The organism is uncultured Streptomyces sp. (assembly GCF_947488945.1).
In the GTDB taxonomy this organism is placed as follows: domain Bacteria; phylum Actinomycetota; class Actinomycetes; order Streptomycetales; family Streptomycetaceae; genus Streptomyces.
Genome location: NZ_CANLBS010000004.1, coordinates 348,875 through 369,581 on the forward strand (window position 1 = coordinate 348,875; position 20,707 = coordinate 369,581).

The following is a 20,707-nucleotide window of genomic DNA, read 5'->3' on the forward strand; positions in this document are numbered from 1 at the left end:
TCGGGGCCCCCACCCGCGGCGGTGGGGGCGACGGGGTGTCAGGAGGGGGTCAGGCCCCCACGGCGAGCCGGGCGCGCAGCAGCGCGGCCAGGGCGTCCGCGAACTCCACCGGCTCGACCGGCAGGGTCACGGCGGCGTCCGCGCGGCTCCAGGTGGCCAGCCAGGCGTCCTGCGGGCGCCCGATGAGCAGCAGCACCGGCGGGCAGCGGAAGATCTCGTCCTTGATCTGCCGGCACACGCCCATCCCGCCGACCGGCGCGGTCTCGCCGTCGAGCACGCAGACGTCGATCCCGCCGTTGTCCAGCGCCTCCAGGACCGCGGGCAGCGTCGCGCACTCCAGGAACTCCACCGGCGGCACGTCCGCCGCCGGCCTGCGGCCCGCCGCCAGCCTCACCTGTTCGCGGATGTGGGCGTCGTCGCTGTAGACCAGGACCGTGGCGGTGGGCTGCATTGTTCCTCCGTGACGTCTGTGTCCTTGAGGGGCGTGGGGCGGCCGAGGCGTCCCGCGGTCCCGCCGGGCGGCGGACCGATGCGCGGATCGTACTCCCGCCCACGGCCTGTCAGCACCGGTAAGGACGGTCTTCCACTGGGCCGTTCGGGGGAGGGTTCGGCCCTGATCGACGGCGCGGACACTCCGAACGGCACCCCCGGGAGTGAGGGCGGGATAAGCGACCGACATAATGTCGGTCGTGGCGACAGCAACGACAGTAGAAACCGGGCACGCGCACCCGTCGGTCAATCGACCGAACCTCACCAGCGTCGGAACCATCATCTGGTTGAGTTCCGAGCTGATGTTCTTCGCGGCCCTCTTCGCGATGTACTTCACCCTGCGATCGGTGATGGGACCCGACCACTGGAAGGAGATGGCTCATCATCTGAACTTCCCGTTCTCGGCGACGAACACCACGATCCTGGTGCTTTCCTCTCTCACCTGTCAGCTCGGCGTGTTCGCCGCGGAGCGGGGCGACGTGAAGAAGCTCCGCACCTGGTTCATCATCACCTTCGTCATGGGTGCGATCTTCATCGGCGGCCAGGTCCTGGAGTACACCGAGCTGGTCAAGGAGGCGGGGCTCTCCCTGTCCTCCGACCCGTACGGCTCGGTGTTCTACCTGACCACCGGCTTCCACGGCATGCATGTGACAGGCGGACTCATCGCCTTCCTGCTCGTTCTCGGCAGGACATACGCGGCCAAGAGGTTCACCCACGAACAGGCGACCGCCGCCATCGTCGTGTCCTACTACTGGCACTTCGTCGACGTCGTATGGATCGGCCTGTTCGCGACGATCTACATGATCAAGTAACCGGGCTCGCACCCACCCACCATCGACGCAGAAGATCCTGACACCGGGGTAATCCGTGAAAAAGCTCTCCGCACGACGACGCCATCCGCTGGCGGCGGTCGTCGTACTACTCCTCGCGCTGGCGGCTACCGGGGGGCTGTACGCCGCGTTTGCGCCTGCGGGCAAGGCGCAGGCCGACGAAACCGCCCAGTCCCTCGCCATCGAGGAGGGCAAGAAGCTGTACTCCGTAGGCTGCGCCAGCTGCCACGGAACCGGCGGTCAGGGCACATCCGACGGGCCTTCGCTTGTCGGCGTGGGTTCCGCCGCCGTTGACTTCCAGGTCGGTACCGGCCGCATGCCCGCGCAGCAGCCGGGTCCGCAGGTACCGAAGAAGAAGGTCATCTACAACCAGGCCGAGATCGACCAGCTCGCGGCGTACGTCTCGTCGCTCGGCGCCGGTCCGATCACGCCGACCGAGAACCAGGTCGACCCCGAAGGCGCCGACATCGCCAAGGGCGGCGAACTGTTCCGCACCAACTGCGCCCAGTGTCACAACTTCACGGGTGAGGGCGGCGCGCTCACGCACGGCAAGTACGCACCGGACCTCGAAGGCGTGAGCGAGAAGCACATCTACGAGGCCATGCAGACCGGCCCGCAGAACATGCCCTCCTTCCCCGACTCGACGATGCCGGAGCAGCAGAAGAAGGACATCATCGCGTACATCAAGACCGTGAACGGTGAGGACACCGAGTCCCCGGGCGGCCTGTCGCTCGGCGGCCTCGGACCGGTCAGCGAGGGTCTGTTCGCGTGGATCTTCGGGCTGGGCCTCCTGGTCGCAGTCGCCGTCTGGGTCGCGGCCCACACCGCTAAGGCCAAGAAGTCATGAGTAGCCAAGAGATTCCACAGAAGCACCTGCCCGCAGAGCAGGACACCGCGCACACCGCGGTGGAGGGTACGGACGACCCGTTCGCCGACCCGGGGCTGCCCGCCCACCGGCCGCGCATCCAGGACATCGACGAACGCGCCGCGAACCGCTCCGAGCGGGTCGTCGCGTACCTCTTCATCCTGTCGATGCTGGCGACGGTCGGCTTCATCGCCTCGTACGTCATCTTCCCGGTCGACAAGATCGTCTACATCTGGCCGTTCGGTCACGTCAGCGCGCTCAACTTTTCGCTGGGCCTGACGCTCGGCGTGGCGCTGTTCGCGATCGGCGCGGGCGCCGTCCACTGGGCGCGCACCCTGATGTCCGACGTGGAGGTCGCCGACGAGCGGCACGCCATCGAGGCGGCCCCCGAGGTCAAGGCCAAGGTCCTCGCGGACTTCAAGGCCGGCGCCGAGGAGTCGGTGATCGGCCGTCGCAAGCTGATCCGCACCACCATGTTCGGCGCGCTGGCCCTGGTGCCGCTCGCCGGCGTGGTCCTCCTGCGCGACCTCGGTCCGCTGCCGGAGAAGAAGCTCCGCACCACCCTGTGGGCCAAGGGCAAGCAGCTCATCAACATGAACACCAATGAGCCGCTGCGCCCCGAGGACGTCGTCGTCGGTTCGCTCACCTTCGCCATGCCCGAGGGCCTGGAGGAGGACGCGCACGACTTCCAGACGCAGATCGCCAAGGCCGCCCTGATGATCATCCGCATCGAGCCGGACGACATCAAGGACAAGCGCGAGCGCGAGTGGGCGCACGAGGGCATCGTCGCCTTCTCGAAGATCTGCACCCACGTCGGCTGCCCGATCAGCCTGTACGAGCAGCAGACGCACCACGTGCTCTGCCCGTGCCACCAGTCCACCTTCGACCTCTCCGACGGCGCCCGCGTCATCTTCGGTCCGGCCGGTCACGCCCTCCCGCAGCTGCGGATCGGCGTGAACAGCGAGGGCAACCTCGAAGCGCTCGGTGACTTCGACGAGCCCGTCGGCCCTGCCTTCTGGGAGCGCGGATGAGTACTACGACCGACACACAGCGCAAAGCGCCCGCCGGTGAGCGGGTGGCGGACTGGGCCGACGGCCGGCTGGGCATCTACGGCCTGGCCAAGGCCAACATGCGCAAGATCTTCCCGGACCACTGGTCCTTCATGCTCGGCGAGGTCGCGCTCTACAGCTTCATCATCATCATCCTCACGGGTGTGTATCTGACGCTGTTCTTCCACCCGAGCATGAACGAGGTCGTGTACCACGGCTCGTACGAGCCGATGCAGGGCATCCGGATGTCGGAGGCGTACGCCTCGACGCTGGACATCAGCTTCGACGTCCGCGGTGGCCTGCTGGTCCGCCAGATCCACCACTGGGCCGCGCTGATCTTCCTGGCCGCGATGTTCGTGCACATGATGCGCGTCTTCTTCACGGGCGCCTTCCGCAAGCCGCGCGAGATCAACTGGCTGTTCGGCTTCCTGCTGTTCGTCCTCGGCATGTTCACCGGGTTCACCGGTTACTCGCTCCCGGACGACCTGCTCTCCGGCACCGGTGTCCGCTTCACGCAGGGCGCGATCCTGTCCGTGCCGATCGTCGGCACGTACATCTCGATGTTCCTGTTCGGCGGGGAGTTCCCCGGCGGCGACTTCGTCGCCCGGTTCTACTCGATCCACATCCTGCTGCTGCCGGGCATCATGCTCGGGCTGCTGGTGGGCCACCTGATCCTGGTCTTCTACCACAAGCACACGCAGTTCGCGGGTCCCGGCAAGACCAACAAGAACGTCGTCGGCATGCCCCTGCTGCCGGTGTACATGGCGAAGGCCGGCGGATTCTTCTTCCTGGTCTTCGGCGTCATCGCGGTCGTCGCGGGCATCGCCTCGATCAACCCGATCTGGGCCATCGGCCCGTACCGCCCGGACCAGGTGTCCACGGGCGCCCAGCCCGACTGGTACATGGGCTTCGCCGAGGGTCTGGTCCGTGTCATGCCGGGCTGGGAGATCAACCTCTGGGGCCACACGCTGGTCCTGGGCGTCTTCATCCCGCTGGTCCTGTTCGGCCTGGTGCTGACCGTCATCGCGGTCTACCCCTTCGTCGAGTCGTGGGTCACCGGGGACAAGCGCGAGCACCACATCCTGGACCGCCCGCGCAACGCCCCGACCCGGACCGCGTTCGGCGTCGCCTGGATCACGGCGTACTTCATCGGCCTCGTCGGCGGTGGCAACGACCTGTGGGCCACCCACTTCCACCTGTCGCTGAACTCCATCTCCTGGTTCGTCCGGATCTTCTTCTTCGTCGGACCGGTGCTCGCGTTCATCGCCACCAAGCGGATCTGCCTGGGCCTCCAGCGCCGGGACCGGGACAAGGTGCTGCACGGGCGCGAGTCCGGCCTCATCAAGCGCCTGCCGCACGGTGAGTTCGTCGAGGTCCACGAGCCGCTGTCGCCGGCCCAGCTGCACACGCTCACCGCGCACGAGCAGTACAAGCCGCTCGAGATCGGCCCGACGGTCGACGAGAACGGCGTCGAGCGCAAGGTGCCCGTCACGCAGAAGCTGCGCGCCAAGCTCAGCAAGGGCTACTACGGCGAGGACAACCAGATCGCCAAGCCCACGGCGGAGGAGTACAAGGAGATCACCAGCGGCCACGGTCACCACTGATCACCTGAACTGATCGCCACAGCAGGAGCCCCGTCCGCCCGCCGGACGGGGCTCTTCGCGTGCTCCGGGTCTCGATAGGGTGGGGCGGTAGACCCTGTACCGGCTGTGGACCCTGGAGCGGACCATGAACGTTGTGACCCCGATCGGCGGCGACAGCGTGGCGGACCGTTCCTGGCCCGGCGTGCTGACCCCCCTGATGCGCGGCGAGGACCTCAGCGCCGACGCCACGGCGTGGGCGATGGACCGCATCATGAGCGGGTCGGCGACCGACGTGCAGATCGCCGGCTTCGCCGTGGCCCTGCGCGCCAAGGGCGAGACGGTGGACGAGGTCAGCGGCCTGGTGCGGGCGATGTACGCGCACGCCCGGACCATCGAGGTGCCCGGCCGCACGGTGGACATCGTGGGCACCGGCGGCGACCTGGCGAAGACCGTCAACATCTCCACCATGTCGGCGATCGTGATCGCCGGCACCGGAGCGAAGGTCGTCAAGCACGGCAACCGCTCCGCCTCCTCCGCGAGCGGCGCCTCCGACGTGCTGGAGAAGCTCGGCGTCAACCTCGACCTCACCCCGGAGCGGGTCGCCGAGGTCGCCGAGGAGGCCGGCATCACCTTCTGCTTCGCCGTGAAGTTCCACCCCGCCCTGCGGTACGCGGCCCGCGCGCGCAAGGAGCTCGGCACGCAGACCACCTTCAACATCCTCGGTCCGCTCACCAACCCGGCGCACGTGCGCGCCCAGGCGGTGGGTGTGGCGGACGTCCGGATGGCCCCGATCGTGGCCGGTGTGCTCGCCGAGCGGGGCAACTCCGCGCTCGTCTTCCGGGGCGACGACGGGCTGGACGAGCTGACCACCACCGCCACCTCCCGGGTCTGGGTGGTGCGGGACGGCTCGGTGCGCGAGGAGGCCTTCGACCCGCGGTCGGTGGGCCTGGAGCTGGTGCCGGTCCAGGCGCTGCGCGGCGCCGACCCGGCGTACAACGCGGACGTCGCCCGGCGGTTGCTGGACGGCGAACGCGGACCGGTGCGCGAGGCGGTGCTGCTCAACTCGGCAGCGGCCCTGGTGGCGTTGGACCCCACCGACGCGCCGCTGGCCGAGCAGATCGCCGCGAAGATCACCGCCGCCGCGGAGTCGGTCGACTCGGGGGCCGCCAAGAGCGCCCTGGAGCGCTGGGTGGCGGCCAGCAACGCCTGAACGGCGGCCGGGCACGGCGGTGAGGTGACCGGGGGCGCAGTCCGGATGGCGGACTGCGCCCTTGCGCGTCCTGGCGTGTGTGGCAAGATGCTGGCAGGTCATGAGTGACAGCGACTACGGCCCCGGCCCGCTGTCCGGCAACCCTCCGTCCGTGGCGGGGTGCCCCGGGTGAAGACCAGGCCGCAGGCAGCGAGGTCTGCGGCAAGCGCGGGCCCCTCCCGGCATCGATGTATGCCAGCCCCCGGGGTCCTGGTCCCTAGGGAGCCTTCTGTGAGCAAGCGAATGCGCTAGGGCGTACCGCCCTTCTCCGCGCTCTTCCTTTCCTTCCTCCGTGCTGCCGCGTGTCCGGCGCCGCGGTGAATTCGTCTGCCTTCTCCGGGAGTTCGTCATGTCCGTGTCCTCCGCTGCCTCCGTCGCCTCCGCCGCCTCCGACGCGCCGCTCTGTGCACCGCTGCCGGTGCTCGGCAAGGACGTCACCGTCCCGCTCGTGACCGGCGGCGAAGTCACCTACGCGGCCCTCGACTACGCGGCCAGTGCCCCGGCCCTCCAGCGGGTCTGGGACGACGTGGCGGCCTACGCGCCGTACTACGGCAGCGTCCACCGCGGCGCCGGCTACCTCTCGCAGCTCTCCACCGACCTCTTCGAGAACAGCCGCGCCACCGTCGCGGAGTTCCTCGGCTGCCGCGCCGACGACCAGGTCGTCTTCACCCGCTCCACCACGGACTCCCTCAACCTGCTCGCCGCGGTGCTGCCGGCCGGCTGCCAGGTCTTCGTCTTCGAGACCGAGCACCACGCCTCGCTGCTGCCCTGGCGCGACGCCGACGTCACCTACCTCGACGCCCCGCGCACCCCGCAGCAGGCCGTCGACACCCTGGAGCGCGCGCTGGCCGCCCGCGACCCCCACGGCCCGGCCCTGGTCTGCGTCACCGGCGCCTCCAACGTCACCGGCGAGCTGTGGCCGGTACGCGAACTGGCCGCCGCCGCGCACGCCCACGGCGCACGGATCGTGCTGGACGCCGCCCAGCTCGCCCCGCACCACCCGGTGGACATCGCCGAACTCGACGTCGACTGGGTCGCGTTCTCCGGCCACAAGCTCTACGCGCCGTTCGGCTCGGGCGTCCTGGCCGGCCGCGCCGACTGGCTGGTGGCGGCCGAGCCCTACCTGGCGGGCGGCGGCGCCTCCCGCCAGGTCGCCCGCCGCGCCGACGGCGGCGTGGAGGTCGCGTGGCACACCACCGCCGCCCGCCACGAGGCCGGTTCGCCGAACGTCATCGGCGTCTACTCCATCGCCTCCGCCTGCAAGGCCCTCACCGAGGCCGGATTCGACTCGCTGGTCGCCCGCGAGCAGGCCCTGGTCGCGAAGGTCCGCGCGGGCCTGGCCGCCGTTCCCCAGGTGAAGGTGCTCTCGCTGTTCGGCGACGACGCCCCCCGGGTCGGCGTGATCTCCTTCGTGGTGGAGGGCTGGAACAGCTCCCACTTCGCCGCCGCCCTCTCCGCCGAGTACGGCATCGGCGTCCGCGACGGACTGTTCTGCGCCCACCCGCTGGTGCGCACCCTGCTCGGCAGCGACCCGCAGGACCCGGGCGAGTGCGGCGCCCCCGAGGGCGGGCCGGGCGAGCTCTCGCTCAACGCCATCCGGGTCAGCTTCGGCGCCGGCACCCCCGACGAGCACGTGGAGCGCTTCCTCCGCGCGGTCGCCGAACTGGTGAACGACGGCGCCCGCTGGAAGTACCGCACCGAGGGCGGCCGTTGCGTGCCGGACCGCGGCGAGTCGCAGGTCTGACGGAGCGGTACGCCGGAACAACGCCGGGGCCGGGCGGGGGAGTCCTCTCCCCGCCCGGCCCCGGCCGTGCGTGCGGCGCCGGAAGGTCAGGCGTCCAGCCCGATGGCGAAGGCCGCCTCCAGGTCGTGTTCCGAGTAGGTGCGGAACGCCACATGGGTGTCGGTGGCCTCGACGCCGGGGATCTTGCTGATCCGGCCGGGGATGACGTCGGCGAGGTGGTCGTGGTCGGCGACCCGGACCATCGCGATCAGATCGTAGGTGCCGGTGACGGAGTAGACCTCGCTGACGTTCTCCAGCGCGCTGATGGCCTCGGCGATCTCCGGAATCCGGTCCACGCTGGTTTTGATGAGCACGATCGCGGTGATCACGGCTGGCTTTCTCCCTCGGTGGCCGTGGCTGGAACCTTCACTCTAGCCCCACCCCGGTAGCGCCCCCAGGCGTAGAGGAAGCCGGCCGCGAACCCCGCCACATGGGCGAGATAGGCGACGCCCGGACCCGCGCTCGCGTTCCGCGCCGCCAGCCACTGGAGCACGAACCAGAACACCAGCACGATCCAGGCGGGGAAGCGCAGCGGCAGGAAGAGGAGGAAGGGGAAGAGGCTGGTGACGCGGGCGCGGGGGAAGAGCCGGAGGAACGCGCCGAGCACCGCGGAGATCGCCCCCGAGGCCCCGACCAGCGTCTGGCCGGAATCGGCGTGGGCGGCGGCGTAGCAGACCAGCGCCAGATAGCCGCAGACGAGGTAGAAGAGGGCGAACGCCAGGTGCCCCATCCGCTCCTCCGCCATCGCGCCGAACACGTAGAGGAAGAGCAGGTTGCCCAGCAGGTGCAGCCAGCTCCCGTGCACGAACAGCGCGGTCAGCGGGGTGAGCAGGGCGGACGCCGAGCCGTGCCACAGCTCGGACGGGATGACGCCCCACCGCTCGAAATACCCGGCCTGCGCGGCGAGCAGCGCGTCGGCGGTGCCGTAGGCCCGGTTGAAGCCGGAGAGCGGGCTGAGCAGGAAGACGACGACGCAGAGAGCGATCAGCCCGTAGGTGACCGGTGATCCGCCCGCCCCGGCCAGCGGCCGGAGCCTCGCCCTCACGTCCCGCCAGCCGCCCGCCCGCCGTTCGATCATGTACGGATCATGGCCCACGGGGCAGCCGGGAACGGGCCGCCATGCCGTGCCGACGGGTATGCGCGAGGCCGTAGGGTTACTCCCAGGGGCATCCGCGGTCCGACGGCGCACGGCGGGCACGGCTCCCGCCAGGCCCCGCACCCGCACCCGTACGAACGAGAAGGACGGCAACGATGACGACGGTTCCCCAGCCGACCGACACGACCCGCTGGCGCTGCACCCTGTGCGGCAACCTCACGCGCTTCGACGTGACGCGTTCGTCGAAGGTGGTGGAGTACGTCCACCTCGACCTGGCCGGTGACGCGAGTGTCGAGGAGCGGGAGGTGGTCAGTGAGACCATCGAGTCGGTCCGCTGCCGTTGGTGCAACGCCGTGGACCAGATCGAACTGGTGGACAGGCCGGGTGGCGGTTCCTGAAGGGAGCCGCACTCACGACACGATGGGGTGACGGATGGTGGAGCAGCCGACGAGCGGCGCTGATCCGGCCGGCGAGGCCGACGGCGTCGTCGAGGCGCTCGACCGCCCGCTGCCCGAAGGGGTCCGGCGCAAGGTCGTCCAGCTGGCGGCGGACGCCTTCGGCGGCCTGACCGTGGGTGAACTGCCCGCCCAGCTGCGGCAGTACGCCCGCTTCACCCCGACCCGGCGGGCCAAGTTCGCCGGGAACGCGATGGCCGCCGCGCTGGAGAGCGACGCCCGGTTCCGGCAGCGGATCGGCGAGCGGATCGCGCAGGCCCAGCCCGAGCTGGCCGCCGCGCTGGAGGCCGGCTCGCCGCCCGCCGCCGCCGACCCGCTGGACGTCGCCGCCGCGGCCTACGTGCTGCGCCCGACGGGCTGGGTCAAGCTGGTCCAGTCCGCCGGCGAGGAGGTCCAGCGCGCCGACGCCGAGCGCGCCGACGAGGAGGTCCGCCGCGAACGGGACCGGCTGCGCGAGGAGCTGGACCAGGCGCGCGGCCAGACCCGTGCGGAGACCGAGCGGCTCCGGGCCGAGCTGGACGCCGCCCGCAAGGAGGCCGAGGCGCTGCACCGCAAGCTGCGCAGCGCCCACAGCGAGCTGAAGCGCGGCGAGGCCGCGCTGCGCAAGGTGGCCGCCGAGGTGGACGCCGTGCGCACGGAGACGGGTGCCCGGATCTCCGCCGCGGAGAGCGAGTCGCGGCGGCTCAAGGCGCGCCTGGCGGAGGCCGAGGCGGCCGTCGAGGCGGGCCGCCGGGCCGCCCGCGAGGGGCGCTCGGTGGAGGACATGCGGCTGCGGCTGCTCCTGGACACCGTGCTGGACGCGGCGGCGGGCCTGCGCCGGGAGCTCGCCCTGCCGCCGTCGGAGATCCGGCCCGCCGACGGTGTGGACGCCGTCGAGCCGGGGCGGATGTCGCCCAAGGACATCGCGGCCAGGGCGCTTTCGGAGACCGACCCGGCGCTGCTCGACCAGCTCCTGGCGCTGCCGCAGGCCCATCTGATCGTGGACGGCTACAACGTCACCAAGACCGGCTATCCCCAGATGCCGCTGGAGAAGCAGCGGTTGAGGCTGCTGGGCGGGCTCTCCATGCTCGCCGCCCAGACCGGCGCCGAGATGACCTGCGTCTTCGACGGCGCCGAGCTGGCCGTGCCGGTCCTGCTGGCGCCGCCGCGCGGGGTCCGGGTGCTGTTCAGCAAGGCGGGGGTGACCGCCGACGAGCTGATCCGCCAACTGGCCCGCGCGGAGCCGACGGGCCGGCCGGTGGTGGTGGTCTCGACCGACCGCGAGGTGGCGGACGGCGTGGCCAAGGCCGGTGCGAGGCCGGTGGCGTCCGCATTGCTCCTGAAGCGGCTTTCGCGCGTCTGACGCGTTCTGGGCGACATGTGTGGCATGCCGCTTTCCGGGAAACGCTCCGTCAATTCGCCGCTACGCGCCGTGCGTCGAGGGCAAAGAAGTGCCGGGTGTGACGAAGTTTTTCTCGTGAGGATTTGAACTGATCACAAGTTGGTCACTAGGGTCAGGCCTCGAACCTTCGCACGGTTGATCACCCATCCGGGGTGGCAGCGGAGGAACCGCCGTGTCCGTGATGTGTGCGGAGCCGGGGATCGCGTCTTCCCCACCACCCGGTAGGCGGCTCGAGGAAGAAGGAGCTCGCCTTCGTGGCGTCCCACCGTCGTCCCAAGCAGCCGAGCCGCACCCGCGTGACCGTGCTCACCGCGACCGCCGCCGCAGCCGTGGCCCTGTCCTCCCAGGCGGCGCACGCCGACCCGAAGCCGACCAAGGCCGAGGTGAAGGCGAAGGTCGACAAGCTCTACCACGAGGCGGAAGAGGCCACCGAGAAGTACAACGGGGCCAAGGAGCAGCAGGACAAGCTGAAGAAGCAGGTCGACGCGCTCCAGGACAAGGTCGCCCGCGAGCAGGCCGACCTCAACACCCTCCGGGACGAGCTGGGTTCCATAGCGACGGCGCAGTACCGCACCGGCGGCATGGACCCGTCGCTTCAGCTGTTCCTCGCGTCCGACCCGGACAGCTTCCTCGAACAGGCTTCGGCCCTGGACCAGTTGACCGCCAAGCAGGCCGAGTCGCTGCAGAAGATCCAGGCCAAGCAGCGCACCCTGGCGCAGGAGCGCAAGGAAGCGCAGTCGAAGCTCTCCGAGCTGGCCGAGGTCCGCAAGGCCCTCGGCGCGAACAAGAAGAAGTACCAGAGCAAGCTCGCCGACGCCCGTGAGGTGCTGAACACCCTCACCGCCGCCGAGCGCGCCAAGATGGCCCAGGAGGAGCAGCGCGCCAGCCGCGCCGCCGGCGACCGGGTCGACCTCGGCAGCGAGGTCCCCGCCTCCGCCCGCGGCGCCGCCGCCCTCAGCGCCGCCGCCACCCAGATCGGCAAGCCGTACGTCTCCGGCGGCAGCGGCCCTTACTCGTTCGACTGCTCCGGGCTGACCCAGTGGGCGTACGGCCAGGCCGGCGTCAACATCACCCGCACCACGTACACGCAGATCAACGAGGGCACCCAGATCGGCCGCAGCGCGCTGAAGCCCGGCGACCTGGTCTTCTTCAACAACACCTCGCACGTCGCCCTGTACGCGGGCAACAACCAGGTGGTGCACGCCCCGAAGCCGGGCGCCTACGTCCGCTACGAGTCGATGAACACCATCGGCTCCTTCCAGGTGGGCGTCCGCATCTGACGCCCGAACGGGCGAATCGCCGCACCCCTCGCTGACGCCCCGCCCCGCCGGAGACCAAGGTCACCGGCGGGGCGGGGCCGTTCTGCGTGCTCTCGCCGCCGCGCGCGGTTCTTTGTCGCTCCGTGGTCGGACGATTACTGTCTGCCTGCTGTGCGGCCCCGCTCGTCGTTCCGCCCGTCCGGGCGGCAGGGTGCCGCGCGTCAGTGGAAGGGAGTGCGGCTTCCCGTGGTGTCCCATCGCCGTCCCACACAGTCCGGCCTCAACCGGGGCGTCCGCGCCACGGTCCTGTCGGCGGCCGCGGCCACCGCCGCCGCCACCTTCGCGGGTGCGCCCGCGAGCGCCGACCCGCAGACCGACCGGGACTCCGGCCGGGCGCGCGTGGACCGGCTTCTCGGCGAGGCGGAGCAGGCCACCGAGCGCTTCAACGCCGCCGAGGAGGACGCCGAGCGGCTGCGCGCCGAGGTGGACCGGGCGCAGGACGCGGCGGCCCGGGGACAGCAGGAGATCAACCGGATGCGCGACCGGCTGGGCGCCCTCGCCGGTGCGCAGTACCGCACCGGCGGCATCGACCCGTCCGTCGCGCTGCTGCTCTCCGCCGACCCCGACTCCTACCTGGAGCGGGCCGCGGCCCTCGACCGGATGGGCGCCCGGCAGGCCCTCGCGCTCGGCAAGCTCCGGCACGCCCGGCAGAAGATCGCCCAGATCCGCGCCGAGGCGTCCGGCTCGCTCGCCGAGCTGGCCGGGACACGGGAGGCCGTCGCCCGGCACAAGCGCACTGTGGAGGCCAGGCTCGCCGAGGCCCGGCGGCTGCTCGCCGCGCTGCCGGACGCCGAGCGCGCCTCCTTCGCGCGGGCCTCCCGCTCCACCGCGGCCCCCGAGCGCCAGGAGCCGGCACCGGCCGCGGCCGGGGCGCTGCCCGCCTCCTCGCGCGCCGCCGCCGCGCTCGCCGCCGCCCACTCGGCGCTGGGCCGCCCCTACGTGTGGGGCGCCAACGGTCCCTCGGGCTTCGACTGTTCGGGCCTGACCCAGTGGGCGTGGGCCCAGGCCGGGGTGAGCCTGCCGCGCACCTCCCAGGCGCAGCGGTACGCCGGCCGCACGGTGCCGCTCTCCGAGGCGCGGCCGGGCGACCTGGTCGCCTACCGCGCGGACGCCAGCCACATCGGGATGTACGCCGGCGGCGGCCAGGTCATCCACGCCCCCTACCCGGGCGCTCCGGTGCGCTACGACCCGGTCGGCATGATGCCGGTCTCCTCGGTCACCCGGATCTGACCCGGGCCCTCCCGGGGTCGCCGGCCCGGCCGCGACCGTACGATCGGAAGGTGGCCACCCCCCGATCGCACGGACGTGACGCGGCCCGCCCGCGCCGAACGCGCCGGGGCGGGCGCCCGGCGCGCCCGGTGGCTCTCGCGGCCCTGCTGGTGGTCCTGGGGGCCGGACTGGTCTCCGGCTGCGGCGCGGACGAGCCGGCCCGCTCCACCACCGCCGGCGACATCGGCGCCGTACTGGACCGGCGGGCCGCCGCCGTGCTGCACCACGACACCGAGGCGTACTTGGCCGGGACCGCACCCGGTGCCCGCGCCCTGCGGGAGGCCCAGCGCACCGAACTGGCCAACCTCGCGGACGTGCCGCTCTCCTCGTGGACGTACGAGGTGCGCGAGGTCACCGGGAAGGGCGCGGGGCGGGCCACCGCCGAGGTGGAGCTGCGCTACCGGATCAAGGGGTTCGACACCGCGCCGCTCACCACCCGGCGGACCATGGAACTGACCCGCGACGGCTCGCGCTGGTACCTCACCGCCGACCGGCCCGCCAAGGGCGCCGCGGAGCAGCTCTGGCAGCAGGGCGAGGTGGCGGTGGTGCGCGGGTCGCACGCCCTGGTCCTGGGCGTCGGGCGCACCGGCGCGGAGCTGCGCGCGATCCGCGACGACGCCGACCGCGCGGTGCCCGCCGTCTCCGCGGCCTGGCAGCGCACCTGGGCCGGGCGGATCGTGGTCCTGGTGCCCCGCTCGGTCGAGGACATGGGGGCGCTGCTGGCCTCGTCCGCCGACAGCTACCGGGGGATAGCGGCCGTCACCACCGGCGGGGTCGGCGGCACCGGCGAGCCGCCCGCCCTCGCCGACCGGGTCATCGTCAACCCGGAGGCGTACGCGGGACTGACCCCGTTCGGCCGCCGGGTGGTGCTGACCCACGAGACGACCCATGTGGCGACCCGGCCCCGCACCTCAGCGGCCACCCCGCTCTGGCTCTCCGAGGGGTTCGCCGACTGGGCGGCCTACCGGGCGGAGGACCGGGACGCCGAGGTGATCGCGCCCGAGCTGGCCGAGGCGGTCCGCGCCCGCGAGGCCCCGGCCGCCCTGCCCGCCGACGCCGACTTCGCCTTCGACGGTGAGGCGGACGCCCTGGCGCAGGCGTACGAGGGCGGCTGGCTGGCCTGCGCGATGATCGCCGACCGGTGGGGCGAGGAGAAGCTCACGGCCTTCTACCGGGCCGTGGGGGCCCACCACGGGCGCGACGGGGCGGTCGAGCAGGCACTGTCCGAGGTGCTCTCCACCACGGAGGCGGACTTCACCGCCGACTGGCGGGACTACGTGCGCGACCGGCTGGGCCGGGCCTGACCCTCCCCGTCGCCGTCCGGGTCCGCCGCCGGTCCTGCCACCGGGTCCGCCGCCGACGGCGGGACCGCGGCCGCCGCCGGGCGCCCCCGCCGTGGGACGGTCGAGGTCCACAGACGGCGCGCGGCCGTCAGCGTCGCGGCCACCAGCAGGCCGTTGCGCACCACCAGCAGGGCCACCCCGTGCGCGTCGCTCGCCACCACGTGCGCGAAACCGACCGGGAACTCCAGCAGCGTGACCCCGGACGCCGCCACCACCAGCACGGCCGGGAGCGTCATCGTGCTGCCGCGGAACACCAGGCAGACCGCCGCGAGGCCCACCAGCCACACCAGGTACTGCGGGCTGATCACCCGGCTCGTCGTGGTGAACAGCAGCACCGCCGTGAACGCCGCGTCCGCCGGCGTGCGCACCGCGAAGTCGCGCGCCCGCAGCCGCCACACCAGCAGCCAGCCGAACGCGACCGCGCTCAGCGCCAGCGCCAGGTTGGACACCAGCGGGACGTGCGGGCCGAGGAACTCCATCGAGCCGTACGTCAGCTCGATCCAGCCGGACCAGCCGAACTGCCGGGCCACGTGGAAGACCAGACCGCCCAGCGACTCGATCTCGGTGCCCCGGTCCCGCTGTGCCGTCAGGAAGGTGAACGCGCCCGGCATCGCCAGCGCGAAGCCCCCGGCCAGCACCGCCGCCACCACCGCCGCGGCCGTCCACGCCCGCCGGGTCGCCCGTCCGCGCGCCGTCCCGGCCAGCACCAGCGCCGGCCACACCTTCAGCAGCGCCCCGAACGCCGCCAGCGCCCCCATCGCCCGCGGATGCCGCACCCCGGCCAGCAGCGCCGCCACCGCCACCGCGGTCACCATCAGGTCGTACCGGGCGTAGACCGTCGGGCCCAGCAGCGGCACCCCGGCCACCCACACCCACAACCCGGCGGCCCGCCCGCCCGGACGTCCGCCCGCGTACGCCAGCAGCGCCGCCACCACCGCGTCGCAGACGAGCACCAGCAGGAAGAAGGCGGTGGCGTACTCCAGGGCCGGCAGCAGCGCGGGGGAGAGCATCGCGAGCGCCGCGGCGGGCGGGTACTGCCAGGTGACGTCGTCGACCGGGAAGACGCCGGTGCGCAGCACCTCGTACCAGCCCCGGTAGATCACCGAGACGTCCACGGTGACGTCCGGGCCCGGCACCGCGATCACCTTGAACACGCAGAGCAGCAGCACCGCCCGGGTCGCCGCCCACACCACGAGGGGGCCGCGCGTCGCGGCTGCTGTGCCCATGACTGTCTTCCTCCGCCGTCCGCGTGATCCGTCGCCCCGGACCCCCGACCGGCCATGATGCCGGTCCGGACCGTGCGTGGGCCACGAGGCGGGGCCGTCCGTTAATCTCGGCGGCGATGGACAAGACCCTGATCGTCACCAACGACTTCCCGCCCCGCCCCGGCGGCATCCAGGCGTTCCTGCACAACATGGCGCTGCGGCTGGACCCCGGACAGCTCGTCGTCTACGCCTCCACCTGGAAGCGGAGCGCCGAGGGCGTCGCCGCCACCGCCGCCTTCGACGCCGAGCAGCCGTTCACCGTGGTGCGCGACCGCACCACGATGCTGCTGCCGACGCCCGCCGTCACCCGGCGGGCGACCGGGCTGCTGCGCGAACACGGCTGCTCCTCCGTCTGGTTCGGAGCCGCCGCCCCGCTCGGGCTGATGGCCCCGGCGCTGCGCGCGGCCGGCGCCCGCCGGATCGTCGCCACCACGCACGGCCACGAGGCCGGCTGGGCCCAGCTCCCCGGATCGCGCCGGCTGCTGCGCCGGATCGGCGAGGGCACCGACACGATCACCTACCTCGGCGAGTACACCCGGTCCCGGATCGCCGCGGCGCTCACCCCGGACGCGGCGGGCCGGATGGTCCAACTGCCGCCGGGCGTCGACGAGAAGACCTTCCACCCGGAGTCCGGCGGGGACCGGATCAGGGCGCGTCTCGGCCTCACCGACCGGCCCGTGGTGGTCTGCGTCTCACGGCTGGTGCCGCGCAAGGGCCAGGACACGCTGATCCTGGCGATGCCGCAGATCCTCGCCCGGTTCCCCGACGCGGTGCTCCTGATCGTCGGCGGCGGACCGTACGCCGGGCAGTTGGAGAAGCTCGCGGCGGAGACCGGGGTGCGGGACTCGGTGCGCTTCACCGGACCGGTGGCCTGGGAGGAACTGCCCGCCCACTACGGCGCCGGAGACGTCTTCGCGATGCCCTGCCGGACCCGGCGCGGCGGCCTCGACGTCGAAGGGCTCGGCATCGTCTACCTGGAGGCCTCCGCCACCGGCCTGCCGGTGGTCGCGGGCGACTCGGGCGGCGCCCCGGACGCGGTGCTGGACGGCGAGACCGGCTGGGTGGTGCGCGGCGACCGGCCGGAGGAGACGGCGGACCGCGTCACCGCCCTGCTCGGCGACCCCGCGCTGCGCCGCAGGATGGGCGAGCGGGGACGGGCCTGGGTCGAGGAGAAGTGGCGCTGGGACCTGCTCGCCGAGAAGCTCCGCGCACTGCTCTGAGCGGTACGCCGACACGCGCGAGGGCCGTACGACATCGTGTCGTACGGCCCTCGTCGGCCCGGCGGCCCCGCCGCTCAGCCGCGGTAGATCGACTCCACCTCGTGCGCGAAGTCCTTCGCCACCACGTTCCGCTTCAGCTTCAGCGACGGGGTGATGTGGCCCGCCTCCTCGGTGAACTGGGCGGCCAGGATACGGAACTTGCGCACCGACTCGGCCTTCGAGACCGCGGCGTTGCCGTCGTCGACCGCCCGCTGCACCTCCGCCAGCAGCTCGGGGTCCTCGCGCAGCGAGAGCGCGGTCGAGCCGGCGGGCCTGCCGTGCTCCTCGGCCCAGCGGCCCAGGAACTCCTCGTCCAGCGTGATCAGCGCGCCGACGAACGGGCGGCCGTCGCCGACCACCATGCACTCGCCGACCAGCGCGTGGGCGCGGATGCGGTCCTCGATCACCGCGGGGGCGACGTTCTTGCCGCCGGCCGTGACGATGATCTCCTTCTTGCGCCCGGTGATGGCGAGGAAGCCGTCCTCGTCCAGCGTGCCGATGTCACCGGTGTGGAACCAGCCGTCGGCCAGCGCCTCGGCGGTCGCGGCCTCGTTGCGCCAGTAGCCGGTGAACAGGTGCTCGCCGTGCAGCAGCACCTCGCCGTCGTCCGCGATCCGCACCACCGAACCGGGCAGCGGCTGGCCGACCGAGCCGATCTTCTGGCGGTCCCACGGGTTGAAGGCGGTCGCCGCGCAGCTCTCGGTGAGGCCGTAGCCCTCCAGCACGGTGAAGCCGATGCCCCGGTAGAAGTGGCCGAGCCGCTCGCCGAGCGGGGCGCCGCCGGAGATCGCGTACTCGCCCCGGCCCCCGAGCACCGCGCGGAGCTTGGAGTAGACCAGCTTGTCGAAGAGCCGGTGGCGGAGCTTCAGACCGAACGACGGGCCCTGCGGGGTGGACAGCGCCCGGCTGTAGGAGATGGCGGTGTCGGCGGCCCGGTCGAAGATCCGGCCCTTGCCGTCGCCCTGCGCCCTGGCGCGCGCGGAGTTGTAGACCTTCTCGAAGACGCGCGGCACACCGAGGATCAACGTCGGCCGGAACGCGGCCAGTTCGTCGGTGAGGTTCTTGATGTCCGGCACGCACCCCAGCTTGATCGGGGCCATCACGGAGGCGATCTCGACCAGCCGGCCGAAGACGTGCGCGGCGGGGAGGAAGAGCAGCACCGAGCACTCGCCGGTGCGGAACAGCGGCTTGAGCCGCTCGACGACGTTGCCGCACTCGGCGAAGAAGCTGCGGTGGGTCAGCACGCAGCCCTTGGGGCGGCCGGTGGTGCCGGAGGTGTAGACGATGGTGGCGGGGTCGTCGGCCTTGGCGGCGGTCATACGCGTGTCGACGGTCTCCTCGTCGACCTCCGCGCCCGCGGCGGCCAGCTTCTCGACCGCGCCCTTGTCGAACTGCCACACCAGGGCCAGTTCCGGCAGCCGGTCCCGTACGGAGGCCACCGCGTCGGCGTGCGCGTCGCTCTCCACGATCACGGCACGCGCGCCGGAGTCGCTGAGGATCCACTGCACCTGCTCGGCGGAGCTGGTCTCGTACACGGGGACGGTGACGGCCCCCGCGCTCCAGATGGCGAAGTCCGTCAGGACCCACTCGTAGCGGGTGCGGGACATCAGGGCGACCCGGTCACCGGGCAGCACACCGGAGGCGATGAGGCCCTTGGCGAGGGTTCTGACCTCGGCGAGGAACTGGGTGGCGGTGACGTCCGTCCACACACCGGCGACCTTGCGGCTCATCACCGCGGTGTCGGGATGCTGAGCGGCGTTCCGGCGGATGAGATCGGTCAGGTTGCCGTCCGTGGGGACCTCGTACAGGGCCGGAAGGCTGAACTCGCGCAAGACTGCTGCTCCTCATCGGGCTCCGGTGCCACGGCTCTGTGGGACGCACCGGGAGCGGTCCACGATTGGCAGGTGCTCCGTGGGGTGAGCACACGTTTGGACTGCCCGGACGTTACCCACCAGTACTAGTTCCCGGATAGGGGGTCCGGGTAGATGTCTTATGCATCACATACGGACGTCGTCGTCCCGGGGAACCCTAGACCACGCCCTCCGCGACCAGGAAGTAACCGCAGGTCCGGCGGCATCTGTGCAGCGGACCCCGCCCGTCCTAGGGTGGGGCGATGCGAACAGGGGAAGCAGACTCCGCCACCGGCCGCCGCACCCGTGTGCACGTCGTCAGCGACGTGCACGGCAACACCGAGGCGCTGGCCCGCGCGGGCGACGGCGCCGACGCGCTGATCTGCCTCGGCGACCTGGTCCTCTTCCTCGACTACGCCGACCACGCGCGCGGCATCTTCCCCGACCTGTTCGGCGTCGAGGCCGCCGACCGCCTGGTGGAACTGCGCACCGCCCGCCGCTTCGACGAGGCGCGGGCCTACGGCCGCGAGCTCTGGGCCGGCCTCGACCGCAACGCCGCGATCCTCGGCGCGGTCCGCACGCAGTACGCCGCGATGTTCGCCGCCATGCCCACCCCGACGTACGCCACCTACGGAAACGTCGACGTGCCGGCGCTCTGGCCGGAGTACGCCGGCCCCGGCACCACCGTGCTCGACGGTGAGCGCGCCGAGATCGGCGGCCGGGTCTTCGGCTTCGTCGGCGGCGGTCTCAGGACCCCCATGAACACCCCCTTCGAGATCAGCGACGAGGAGTACGCGGCCAAGATCGAGGCGGTCGGCGAGGTCGACGTGCTGTGCACCCACATCCCGCCCGACGTGCCGGAGCTGACGTACGACACCGTCGCCCGCCGCTTCGAACGCGGCAGCGGTGCGCTGCTCGACGCCATCCGCCGCACCCGCCCCCGCTACGCGCTGTTCGGACACGTCCACCAGCCGCTGACCCGGCGGATGCGGATCGGCGCCACCGAGTGCGTCAACGTCGGACACTTCGCGTCCACCGGCCGTCCATGGGCCCTCCAGTGGTGAATCCCCCGGTCCGGGGCGTGCGCGGGACGGCTCCCGGCACGCGATAGCCTGCACCCGGCAGGCTCCTGCCGAGAAGCGACCGGTACACCGCACTGGAGGGCCACGGCGATGGCTGAACACACCAGCTCGAACATCACGATCGAGGCGGCGCCGGCCGACGTCATGAAGGTGATCGCCGACTTCGCCCGCTACCCGGAGTGGACCGGCGAGGTCAAGGAAGCGGAAGTGCTGACCACCGACGACCGGGGTCGCGCCGAGCGCGTCCGCCTGGTCCTGGACGCCGGGGCGATCAAGGACGACCATGTGCTGGCCTACACCTGGACCGGCGAGAACGACGTGAGCTGGTCGCTGGTCAAGTCCCAGATGCTCCGCTCCCTCGACGGCACCTACTCCCTCGCCCCGCTGGCCGGCGGCCGCACCGAGGTCACCTACAAGCTGGCCGTCGACGTGAAGATCCCGCTCCTCGGCATGATCAAGCGGAAGGCCGAGAAGGTCATCATCGACCGCGCCCTGGCCGGCCTCAAGAAGCGCGTCGAGTCCACCCCGCAGGGCTGACCG

Annotated in this window: 19 protein-coding genes and 1 riboswitch; of the genes, 14 read left to right on the forward strand and 5 right to left on the reverse strand. The window is 72.0% G+C overall.

Annotated features, from left to right (window positions below; translation table 11 throughout):
• Positions 1-49: 49 nt before the first annotated feature.
• The gene (locus Q0994_RS08225) at positions 50-451 is read right to left on the reverse strand and encodes a hypothetical protein (RefSeq protein WP_299530940.1); all 402 of its coding nucleotides are present in this window, start codon (positions 449-451) and stop codon (positions 50-52) included.
• A gap of 229 nt (positions 452-680) precedes the next feature.
• Between Q0994_RS08225 and Q0994_RS08230 the strand changes: the two genes are divergently transcribed.
• The 6 genes from Q0994_RS08230 to Q0994_RS08255 all read left to right on the forward strand — a co-directional run bounded on the left by Q0994_RS08230 (position 681) and on the right by Q0994_RS08255 (position 7,809).
• On the forward strand, positions 681-1,301 hold the full coding sequence (locus Q0994_RS08230; RefSeq protein WP_299530943.1) for a heme-copper oxidase subunit III: 621 nt from the start codon (positions 681-683) through the stop codon (positions 1,299-1,301).
• 55 nt (positions 1,302-1,356) lie between these two features.
• On the forward strand, positions 1,357-2,166 hold the full coding sequence (locus Q0994_RS08235; protein ID WP_299530946.1) for a c-type cytochrome: 810 nt from the start codon (positions 1,357-1,359) through the stop codon (positions 2,164-2,166).
• Positions 2,163-3,215, forward strand: coding sequence for a ubiquinol-cytochrome c reductase iron-sulfur subunit (locus Q0994_RS08240; protein ID WP_299530948.1), 1,053 nt, complete (start codon positions 2,163-2,165; stop codon positions 3,213-3,215). The genes Q0994_RS08235 and Q0994_RS08240 overlap by 4 nt, the downstream gene beginning before the upstream one ends.
• On the forward strand, positions 3,212-4,837 hold the full coding sequence (locus Q0994_RS08245; protein WP_299530950.1) for a ubiquinol-cytochrome c reductase cytochrome b subunit: 1,626 nt from the start codon (positions 3,212-3,214) through the stop codon (positions 4,835-4,837). Before Q0994_RS08240 ends, Q0994_RS08245 begins: the two co-directional genes overlap by 4 nt.
• Before the next feature lie 124 nt (positions 4,838-4,961).
• The gene (trpD, locus tag Q0994_RS08250; RefSeq protein ID WP_299530952.1) at positions 4,962-6,026 is read left to right on the forward strand and encodes an anthranilate phosphoribosyltransferase; all 1,065 of its coding nucleotides are present in this window, start codon (positions 4,962-4,964) and stop codon (positions 6,024-6,026) included.
• Between the two features lie 96 nt (positions 6,027-6,122).
• Positions 6,123-6,240: riboswitch (SAM riboswitch) on the forward strand.
• Between the two features lie 174 nt (positions 6,241-6,414).
• Positions 6,415-7,809 carry an aminotransferase class V-fold PLP-dependent enzyme gene (locus tag Q0994_RS08255; protein ID WP_299530954.1) on the forward strand — a complete coding sequence of 465 codons (1,395 nt, stop codon included), beginning with the start codon at positions 6,415-6,417 and terminating at the stop codon, positions 7,807-7,809.
• A gap of 86 nt (positions 7,810-7,895) precedes the next feature.
• On the opposite strand, the gene Q0994_RS08260 is transcribed toward Q0994_RS08255, so the two are convergent.
• Complete coding sequence (locus Q0994_RS08260; RefSeq protein WP_299530958.1) at positions 7,896-8,177, reverse strand: Lrp/AsnC family transcriptional regulator; 282 nt, start codon at positions 8,175-8,177, stop codon at positions 7,896-7,898.
• Positions 8,174-8,926, reverse strand: a complete 753-nt coding sequence (locus Q0994_RS08265; protein WP_299530960.1) for a rhomboid family intramembrane serine protease — start codon at positions 8,924-8,926, stop codon at positions 8,174-8,176. Before Q0994_RS08265 ends, Q0994_RS08260 begins: the two co-directional genes overlap by 4 nt.
• Before the next feature lie 173 nt (positions 8,927-9,099).
• On the opposite strand from Q0994_RS08265, the gene Q0994_RS08270 reads away from it, so the two are divergent.
• From Q0994_RS08270 to Q0994_RS08290, 5 genes are all read left to right on the forward strand, one after another.
• Positions 9,100-9,342 carry a hypothetical protein gene (locus Q0994_RS08270; protein WP_299530963.1) on the forward strand — a complete coding sequence of 81 codons (243 nt, stop codon included), beginning with the start codon at positions 9,100-9,102 and terminating at the stop codon, positions 9,340-9,342.
• A gap of 34 nt (positions 9,343-9,376) precedes the next feature.
• Positions 9,377-10,741 carry an NYN domain-containing protein gene (locus tag Q0994_RS08275; protein ID WP_299530966.1) on the forward strand — a complete coding sequence of 455 codons (1,365 nt, stop codon included), beginning with the start codon at positions 9,377-9,379 and terminating at the stop codon, positions 10,739-10,741.
• 293 nt (positions 10,742-11,034) lie between these two features.
• The gene (locus Q0994_RS08280) at positions 11,035-12,060 is read left to right on the forward strand and encodes an NlpC/P60 family protein (protein ID WP_299530969.1); all 1,026 of its coding nucleotides are present in this window, start codon (positions 11,035-11,037) and stop codon (positions 12,058-12,060) included.
• A 225-nt stretch (positions 12,061-12,285) separates the two neighbouring features.
• Positions 12,286-13,329: an NlpC/P60 family protein gene (locus Q0994_RS08285; protein WP_299530971.1), complete on the forward strand. Its 1,044-nt coding sequence runs from the start codon at positions 12,286-12,288 to the stop codon at positions 13,327-13,329.
• Between the two features lie 167 nt (positions 13,330-13,496).
• On the forward strand, positions 13,497-14,672 hold the full coding sequence (locus Q0994_RS08290) for a hypothetical protein (RefSeq protein WP_299531333.1): 1,176 nt from the start codon (positions 13,497-13,499) through the stop codon (positions 14,670-14,672).
• Here Q0994_RS08290 and Q0994_RS08295 read toward each other — a convergent pair.
• On the reverse strand, positions 14,642-15,937 hold the full coding sequence (locus Q0994_RS08295; RefSeq protein ID WP_299530973.1) for a glycosyltransferase 87 family protein: 1,296 nt from the start codon (positions 15,935-15,937) through the stop codon (positions 14,642-14,644). The genes Q0994_RS08290 and Q0994_RS08295 overlap by 31 nt on opposite strands.
• Before the next feature lie 116 nt (positions 15,938-16,053).
• Between Q0994_RS08295 and Q0994_RS08300 the strand changes: the two genes are divergently transcribed.
• A complete protein-coding gene (locus tag Q0994_RS08300; RefSeq protein ID WP_299530975.1) occupies positions 16,054-17,196 on the forward strand; it encodes a glycosyltransferase family 4 protein in 1,143 nt (380 codons plus the stop codon).
• 74 nt (positions 17,197-17,270) lie between these two features.
• Here the strand turns inward: Q0994_RS08300 and Q0994_RS08305 are convergent, their stop codons facing one another.
• The gene (locus tag Q0994_RS08305) at positions 17,271-19,067 is read right to left on the reverse strand and encodes a long-chain fatty acid--CoA ligase (RefSeq protein ID WP_299530977.1); all 1,797 of its coding nucleotides are present in this window, start codon (positions 19,065-19,067) and stop codon (positions 17,271-17,273) included.
• Between the two features lie 281 nt (positions 19,068-19,348).
• Here Q0994_RS08305 and Q0994_RS08310 point away from each other — a divergent pair, with 281 nt between their 5' ends.
• Positions 19,349-20,149 carry a metallophosphoesterase gene (locus tag Q0994_RS08310; RefSeq protein ID WP_299530979.1) on the forward strand — a complete coding sequence of 267 codons (801 nt, stop codon included), beginning with the start codon at positions 19,349-19,351 and terminating at the stop codon, positions 20,147-20,149.
• Between the two features lie 108 nt (positions 20,150-20,257).
• Complete coding sequence (locus Q0994_RS08315) at positions 20,258-20,704, forward strand: SRPBCC family protein (RefSeq protein WP_299530981.1); 447 nt, start codon at positions 20,258-20,260, stop codon at positions 20,702-20,704.
• Positions 20,705-20,707 lie beyond the last annotated feature (3 nt).

Bases quoted from the DNA above. Each gene is read 5' to 3' on its own strand.
- Q0994_RS08315 (WP_299530981.1), top strand. From the start codon at position 20,258: ATGGCTGAACACACCAGCTCGAACATCACGATCGAGGCGGCGCCGGCC.
- Q0994_RS08255 (WP_299530954.1), top strand. From the start codon at position 6,415: ATGTCCGTGTCCTCCGCTGCCTCCGTCGCCTCCGCCGCCTCCGACGCG.
- trpD (WP_299530952.1), top strand. From the start codon at position 4,962: ATGAACGTTGTGACCCCGATCGGCGGCGACAGCGTGGCGGACCGTTCC.
- Q0994_RS08310 (WP_299530979.1), top strand. From the start codon at position 19,349: ATGCGAACAGGGGAAGCAGACTCCGCCACCGGCCGCCGCACCCGTGTG.
- Q0994_RS08225 (WP_299530940.1), bottom strand. From the start codon at position 451: ATGCAGCCCACCGCCACGGTCCTGGTCTACAGCGACGACGCCCACATC.
- Q0994_RS08275 (WP_299530966.1), top strand. From the start codon at position 9,377: ATGGTGGAGCAGCCGACGAGCGGCGCTGATCCGGCCGGCGAGGCCGAC.
- Q0994_RS08230 (WP_299530943.1), top strand. From the start codon at position 681: ATGTCGGTCGTGGCGACAGCAACGACAGTAGAAACCGGGCACGCGCAC.
- Q0994_RS08270 (WP_299530963.1), top strand. From the start codon at position 9,100: ATGACGACGGTTCCCCAGCCGACCGACACGACCCGCTGGCGCTGCACC.
- Q0994_RS08300 (WP_299530975.1), top strand. From the start codon at position 16,054: ATGGACAAGACCCTGATCGTCACCAACGACTTCCCGCCCCGCCCCGGC.
- Q0994_RS08265 (WP_299530960.1), bottom strand. From the start codon at position 8,926: ATGATCGAACGGCGGGCGGGCGGCTGGCGGGACGTGAGGGCGAGGCTC.
- Q0994_RS08240 (WP_299530948.1), top strand. From the start codon at position 2,163: ATGAGTAGCCAAGAGATTCCACAGAAGCACCTGCCCGCAGAGCAGGAC.
- Q0994_RS08245 (WP_299530950.1), top strand. From the start codon at position 3,212: ATGAGTACTACGACCGACACACAGCGCAAAGCGCCCGCCGGTGAGCGG.
- Q0994_RS08295 (WP_299530973.1), bottom strand. From the start codon at position 15,937: ATGGGCACAGCAGCCGCGACGCGCGGCCCCCTCGTGGTGTGGGCGGCG.